Genomic DNA, 564 nt, shown 5'->3' on the forward strand with positions numbered 1-564 from the left:
ATCCCACTCGGCCAAGCGTCTGCGAACTGGCTGTGGTGACGGGGAGAGTTGGTTGGGGAGACGTGGGCAGCGCCGACGGACGCGGGAGAGCCCTTGGCTGACGGCCGATCGGACGATGCGCGCCTCGGAGAGCCCTTGAGGTACTGCCGACCTACCGGACTGGGATGGGTGTGACGGGGTGTGAGGCATGTGGGTGGGAAAAGGGAGGTGGGAGGCTGGCAGGCCTGTCTTCGGTGTCGAGCGGCGCAGAAGTGGTTGTCAGAGACCATCCCACCCCGACCAACCTCCCAAATGGGCGATATGCCCTATTTTTGGGGGTGGTTGTGGTGAGGAGAGGCCGCTTATGCGTCCCAGGACTCAGAAGAAGCATCTGCCAGACACCGACGGCCTGTCATAGACCCACATGCCACACCCCCGTCACACCCACCCCAGCCGTGTGCGTCAGTGGTCACGCAGGCACGCTCCGAGGCGCACGTCGTCCAATCAGCCAGCAACCCCGCACCCTGCCGCGTCCATCGGCGCTCACCACGTCTCCCCAACCGATCCTCCCCGTCACCACGGCCT

The sequence above is a fragment of the Streptomyces sp. 150FB genome (assembly GCF_000818195.1).
Taxonomy (GTDB): domain Bacteria; phylum Actinomycetota; class Actinomycetes; order Streptomycetales; family Streptomycetaceae; genus Streptomyces.